Origin of the sequence: Bradyrhizobium sp. NAS96.2 (assembly GCF_001908235.1) — a bacterium.
Lineage (GTDB): Bacteria > Pseudomonadota > Alphaproteobacteria > Rhizobiales > Xanthobacteraceae > Bradyrhizobium.
On the sequence record NZ_LGHK01000073.1, the window covers coordinates 45,925 to 52,164 of the forward strand.

5 protein-coding genes are annotated in these 6,240 nt (G+C 66.3%); 2 read left to right on the forward strand and 3 right to left on the reverse strand.

What is annotated here, in order from left to right; genetic code table 11:
* Positions 1–117 precede the first annotated feature (117 nt).
* Entirely contained in the window at positions 118–1,032 is a 915-nt protein-coding gene (gene dapA, locus AC628_RS17320) for a 4-hydroxy-tetrahydrodipicolinate synthase (protein ID WP_074127997.1), read from the forward strand.
* Between the two features lie 299 nt (positions 1,033–1,331).
* On the opposite strand, the gene AC628_RS17325 is transcribed toward dapA, so the two are convergent.
* Complete coding sequence (locus AC628_RS17325; protein WP_074127998.1) at positions 1,332–3,725, reverse strand: heavy metal translocating P-type ATPase; 2,394 nt, start codon at positions 3,723–3,725, stop codon at positions 1,332–1,334.
* Positions 3,726–3,790: 65 nt separating this feature from the next.
* Between AC628_RS17325 and AC628_RS17330 the strand changes: the two genes are divergently transcribed.
* Positions 3,791–4,066 (forward strand): metal-sensitive transcriptional regulator, encoded by a 276-nt coding sequence (locus AC628_RS17330; RefSeq protein ID WP_074127999.1) that lies wholly within the window; start codon positions 3,791–3,793, stop codon positions 4,064–4,066.
* A gap of 277 nt (positions 4,067–4,343) precedes the next feature.
* Here AC628_RS17330 and ychF read toward each other — a convergent pair whose 3' ends face one another.
* Positions 4,344–5,441 carry a redox-regulated ATPase YchF gene (gene ychF / locus AC628_RS17335; protein WP_074128000.1) on the reverse strand — a complete coding sequence of 366 codons (1,098 nt, stop codon included), beginning with the start codon at positions 5,439–5,441 and terminating at the stop codon, positions 4,344–4,346.
* 53 nt (positions 5,442–5,494) lie between these two features.
* Positions 5,495–6,106: an aminoacyl-tRNA hydrolase gene (pth, locus tag AC628_RS17340; RefSeq protein WP_050424927.1), complete on the reverse strand. Its 612-nt coding sequence runs from the start codon at positions 6,104–6,106 to the stop codon at positions 5,495–5,497.
* Positions 6,107–6,240: the final 134 nt, after the last annotated feature.

The window sequence follows — 6,240 nt, forward strand, 5'->3', positions numbered from 1 at the left end:
ACACGAGATCGCGCGCGATAAGATCACCTTCGCATTCAACGATCCCGAAACCCCGCCGCCTGGACGGGGTTTTTTGTTGGTCCCGTCTCCGGCTTTGTCCCCTTAAGGAGATGGAACATGACTGAGCTACACCAGCAATTGCAGGGCCTCTGGCTGCCTTTGATCACGCCGTTCCGTGACGGCGAACTCGACGTCACCTCGCTGCGCCGCCTCGTGCGGCACTATGCCAGCGGCCCTGTCGACGGCTTCATTCTCGGCGCGACCTCTGGTGAAGGCATGGCGCTCAGCACCGATGAGCTGGAGGGGCTGGTCAGCGTCGTGCTCGACGAGCTCAGTGCCAACTCCCGCCATTTGCCGGTCGTCCTCGGGCTGTCAGGCGCCTCGACGGCCAAGATGAAGGATGCGCTTGATGATACGGCCGACTGGCCGATCAACGGCTATCTGATCGCAAGCCCCTACTACATCAGGCCCTCGCAACGCGGGCTCGTGCAGCATTTCAACGCGCTTGCCGATCACGCGTCGTGGCCGATCGTGCTCTACAACATTCCGTATCGCACGGCGGTGAACCTCACCAACGAGACGCTGCTGGCGCTCGCGGAGCATCCGAACATCGCCGGCATGAAGGATTGCTGCGCCGACCGCGCGCAGTCGATCGACTTCCTCAACCGGCGGCCGGCCGGCTTCCGCGTGCTGACCGGCGAGGATGCGCAGACATTCGACGCGCTCTCGGACGGCGCCGACGGCGCGATCCTGCTGTCCGCACATCTGGAGACCGACACCTTCGCTTCGATCCGCTCGCTGCTGCAGCAGGGCAAGCGCGACGCGGCACTGGCCGCTTGGCAGAGCGTCGTCGGCCTGACCCGGCTGCTGTTCGCGGAACCCAGCCCCGCGCCGGCCAAGCACTGGCTGTGGCGGCAGGGCCTGATCGACAGCCCCGAGGTGCGGCTGCCGATGGTCGAGGTGAGCGAGGACCTCGCGACCTGGCTCGATGCCGAGATGGAGCGCCGCGCGCAGTTGCTGATGCCGGCGTAGTCCTCTTCCCCCTCTCCCCGTTCTTACGGGGAGAGGGTTGGGGTGAGGGAGGCGCTTCCGCGGACATGGTGAGAGACAGACTCGCGGAGAGTCCCCCTCACCCGGACCGCATCTCACGATGCGATCCGACCTCTCCCCGCAAGCGGGGCGAGGTAAGAAAGCTTCGTAGCCCGGATGAAGCGCAGCGCAATCCGGGGCGGTCTCACCACGCGGTGAAAACCCCGGATTTCGCGGAGCCTGTCATCGGGCGCGCATTCGCGCGACCCGTTGGCTGCATCCGGGCTACGGATGTCATCGGCTCAATCCAGCTTCACCCGCGACAGCCGCAGCGCGTTGCCGATCACGCTGACCGAGGACAGCGCCATCGCCGCGGCGCCGACCATCGGCGACAGCAGGATGCCGAACAGCGGATACAGCACGCCTGCCGCGATCGGCACGCCGGCGGCGTTGTAGACGAACGCGAACGCAAGATTCTGGCGGATGTTGCGCATGGTTGTGACCGACAATCGCCGCGCGCGGACGAGGCCCATCAGATCGCCGGTGAGCAGCGTGATCCCCGCGCTCTCGATCGCAACGTCGGTGCCGCCGCCCATCGCGATGCCGACATCGGCGGCGGCGAGCGCCGGCGCATCGTTGACGCCGTCGCCCGCCATCGCGACGGTGCGGCCCTCGCCGCGCAGCCGCTGCACGACCTCGCTCTTGCGCTCCGGCAGCACGCCGGCCTCGACCTCGTCGATACCAAGCGTCTTCGCAACCGCGCGCGCGGTGGTCTCGTTGTCGCCGGTCAGCATCACGATGCGCAGGCCTTCGGCGCGCAGCGCCTGCAGCGCGCTGGCTGCCGACGGCTTGACCGGATCGGCGATCGCGATCACGCCGGCAATGCTGCCATCGACCGCGACATAGATCGCCGTGGCACCGTCGCGGCGCGCAGTCTCGGCGGCCTGATCCAGCGTTGCCGTCGCGATCTTCAGTTCGGCCATCAGCACGGCGTTGCCGAGCGCAACCTGCTTGGCGTCGACCGTGCCGGTCGCGCCCTTGCCGGAGGACGAGGTAAAATTGCTGACGGCGGCGGGTGCGAGCTTGCGCTCCCGGGCGGAAGCAAGGATCGCCTGCGCCAGCGGATGCTCGCTGCCCCGCTCGACGCTAGCGGCCAGGCGCAGCAGATCGCTCTCGTCGACCCCTTCGGCGGCAATGACGCGCACGACCTTCGGCTTGCCTTCGGTGAGCGTGCCGGTCTTGTCGAGCACCAGCGTGTCGATCGCTTCCATCCGCTCCAGCGCCTGCGCATCGCGGATCAGGATGCCGGAATGCGCGCCGCGGCCGACACCGACCATGATCGACATCGGCGTTGCCAATCCGAGCGCACAGGGGCAGGCGATGATCAGCACCGTGACGGCTGCGACCAGCGCAAAAGTCAGGCGCGGTTCGGGGCCGAACACTGACCAGGCAATGAAGGCGAGCGCGGCTGCGGCGATCACCGCCGGCACGAACCAGCCGGCGACGCGATCGGCGAGCCGCTGGATCGGCGCGCGCGAGCGCTGCGCCTTCGCCACCATATCAACGATGCGCGACAGCATGGTGTCGCGGCCGACCTTCTCGGCGCGCATCACGAGGCCGCCGCTCTGGTTGACGGTACCGCCGATCACCTTGGCGCCCTCGGCCTTCGTGACCGGCATCGATTCACCCGTCACCATGGATTCGTCGATGACGGCGCTGCCCTCGATGACGACGCCGTCGACCGGCACCTTCTCGCCGGGACGCACGCGCAGGCGATCGCCGACCTTGATCGCGTCGATGTCGATGTCCTCGTCGCCATGCTCGGTGATGCGTCGCGCGGTCTTGGGCGCAAGGCCGAGCAGCGCGCGGATCGCGCCCGAGGTCTGTGCGCGGGCACGCAGCTCCAGCACCTGGCCGAGCAACACCAGCACCGTGATCACGGCCGCCGCCTCGAAATACACCGCGACCGCGCCATGCATGTCGCGCAATGCAGGCGGGAACAGCTGCGGCGTCAGCGTGGCAACCACGCTGTAGACATAGGCGACGCCGGTGCCGATCGCGATCAGCGTGAACATGTTGAGATTGCGGGTCACGAGCGACTGCCAGCCGCGCACGAAGAACGGCGCGCCCGCCCACAGCACGACCGGCGTCGCCAGCACGAACGAGATCCAGTTCGAGGTGGACTGCGGCACCAGATGCATCAGCCCGAGATGGCTGCCCATCTCGAGCACAAACACCGGCAGCGTGAGCGCGAGGCCGATCCAGAACCGCCTGGTCATGTCGATCAATTCAGGATCCGGTCCGTCGTCGAGCGAGACCTGCTCGGGCTCCAACGCCATGCCGCAGATTGGGCAGCTGCCGGGACCAACCTGACGCACCTCGGGATGCATCGGGCAGGTGTAGATCGTGCCGGCAGGCGCCGGCGGCTCCGCCTCGCGCGGCTTGAGGTACTTCTCCGGCTCGGCCTCGAAGCGCTCGCGGCAGCGGCCGCTGCAGAACAAATACTCCTCGCCCTTGTAGCTGAAGCGGTGCTTGGCCGTCGCCGGGTTGACCTTCATGCCGCAGACCGGATCGATCGCGAACGCCGCCTCGGCCGGCGCGGCGGCGTGATCATGCTTGCCGCCGCAACAGGAATGCTTGGCCGCGCCATGATGGTGATGATCGGCGTGCGAATGGTCGTGCTTTGCCTGTGCCACGAAACTCTTCCCGGCCGGTATCCCGGCCTCTTGATTTAGATACCCTAGGGGGGTATATGAGACCTATGAGAGACGAGGTCAAGACATCCTGTCTGAAACGGCTCAAACGGATCGAGGGTCAGATCCGCGGGCTAGCCACCATGGTCGAGGACGACCGCTATTGCATCGACGTGGTGACGCAGATCGCCGCGGCGCGCGCAGCGCTGCGCCGCGTCGAGGAAGAGGTGCTGCGCGATCACGTGGCGCATTGCGTGGAGCATGCGATCTCGTCCGGCGACAGGGCCGACCAGCGGCGCAAGATCGCCGAGCTGATGGATGTGATCGGGCGGGCGGATCGCTAACGCGTCAGAAGTACCGCATACTCGATGTCGTCCCCGCGAAAGCAGGGACCCATAACCACAGGGAGTGGGGGAGAGCCGAAAGCGGCACCTCACATTCAGCGTCGTCCCGGCGAAGGCCGGGACCCATAGCCACCGTTGCCTGCCTTAAGGAAAAGCTGGGGCCACAGCGCCTCCAATCACAGAGAGCCGTGGTTATGGGTCCCGGCCTTCGCCGGGACGACGTGGGAACGAGCGGTGCTTAATTCACTGCCGCCTCACGCGCGGCTGAACATTGCGATCAGGTATTGAACCTGAAATGCATGACGTCGCCGTCGGCGACGACATACTCCTTGCCTTCTAGCCGCAGCTTGCCGGCATCGCGCGCGCCGGCTTCGCCATTGCCGGCGACATAATCGTCGTACGCAATGGTCTCGGCGCGGATGAAGCCTTTCTCGAAATCGGTGTGGATCACGCCGGCCGCGGCAGGCGCCTTGGTGCCGCGGTCGATGGTCCAGGCGCGCGCTTCCTTCGGGCCGACGGTGAAATAGGTGATGAGGTCGAGCAGCCGGTAGCCGGCGCGGATCAGCCGGTCGAGCCCGGCCTCTTCGAGACCCAAGGTCTCCAGGAAGTCGGTACGCTCCTCGCGCGACAGCGTCGCGATCTCGGATTCGATCTTGGCGGAGATCACGACCGCCACCGCGCCCTCCTCCTTGGCACGCTCGAACACCGCCTTGGAGAAATTGTTGCCGTCCTTGGCCGAGCCTTCCTCGACGTTGCAGACATAGAGCACTGGCTTGGAGGTCAAGAGCCCGAGCATGCGGAACGCACGCTCCTCTTCCGGCTTGCGCTCCATGCCGCGGGCCGGCTTGCCGTCGCGCAGCAACGCCAGCGCGCGGTTGACCAGCTCGAGCTGCTCCTTGGCTTCCTTGTCGTTGCCCTTGGCCTTCTTGGTGAGATTGTCGACGCGCTTCTCGAGGCTGTCGAGGTCGGACAGCATCAGCTCGGTCTCGATGGTCTCGATATCGGCGAGCGGCGCGATCTTGCCTTCGACATGGGTGATGTCGGAATCCTCGAAGCAGCGCACCACATGGGCGATGGCGTCGACCTCGCGGATGTTGGCGAGGAACTGGTTGCCGAGGCCTTCGCCCTGCGACGCGCCGCGGACCAGGCCCGCGATATCGACGAAGGTGAGCCGGGTCGGGATGATCTGCCCCGACTTCGCGACCGCGGCGAGCTTCTCCAGCCGCGGATCGGGAACCGCCACCTCGCCGACATTCGGCTCGATGGTGCAGAACGGATAGTTCGCCGCCTGGGCGGCCGCCGTCTCGGTCAGCGCATTGAACAGCGTCGACTTGCCGACGTTAGGCAGCCCGACGATCCCGCATTTGAATCCCATGTCTTCCTCTATCCATCTTCGTCATGCCCGGCCTCGCGCCGGACACAAGGGGATCAGGCCGGCTCGCCGCCGTTCTCACCCTTGTCGAAAAATCCCTTGGCCTGCATTGTCAGATGCACCTTGTTCGCGAACGACGCATCGTGCCCCGCTGCCAGCAGGCCGGCATTGTCGGCGACGGCCTGGCACAAGGCCTCCACCCACGCCCGGTCGCTCTTGGCGAAGTCCGACAGCACGTGGCTGTGCACGAGCTCCTTGACGCCGGGATGACCGATCCCGAGCCGCACCCGCCGATATTCGTTGCCGATATGTGCGGAGATCGAGCGCAGCCCGTTATGGCCGGCGATCCCGCCGCCGATCTTGACCCGCACCTTGGCGGGCGGCAGTTCGAGCTCGTCCTGGAACACGGTGATGTCGGCGGGCGCGAGCTTGAAGAAGTTCGCCGCCTCCTGCACCGCGCGTCCGGACTCGTTCATGAAAGTAGTCGGCTTCAGCAGCACGACCTTCTCACGATCGACGACACCTTCGGAGGTCTCGCCCTGAAAGCGACGGCGCCATGGTGCGAAACCATGACGCCGTGCAATCTCGTCGACCGCCAGAAAACCGATATTGTGCCGGTTGCTGGCGTATTTCGCGCCGGGATTACCGAGACCGACAAAAAGGCGCATGGCGCGGCATCCCGCGTCGGCGCGCCATCAGAGGATCGCGCGCCGACCTGATCGATTACTTCTTCTTGTCGCCACCGCCGGCGGGAGCCTTGGCACCCGCGGCCGGAGCCGCAGCACCCGCAGCCGGAGCGGCA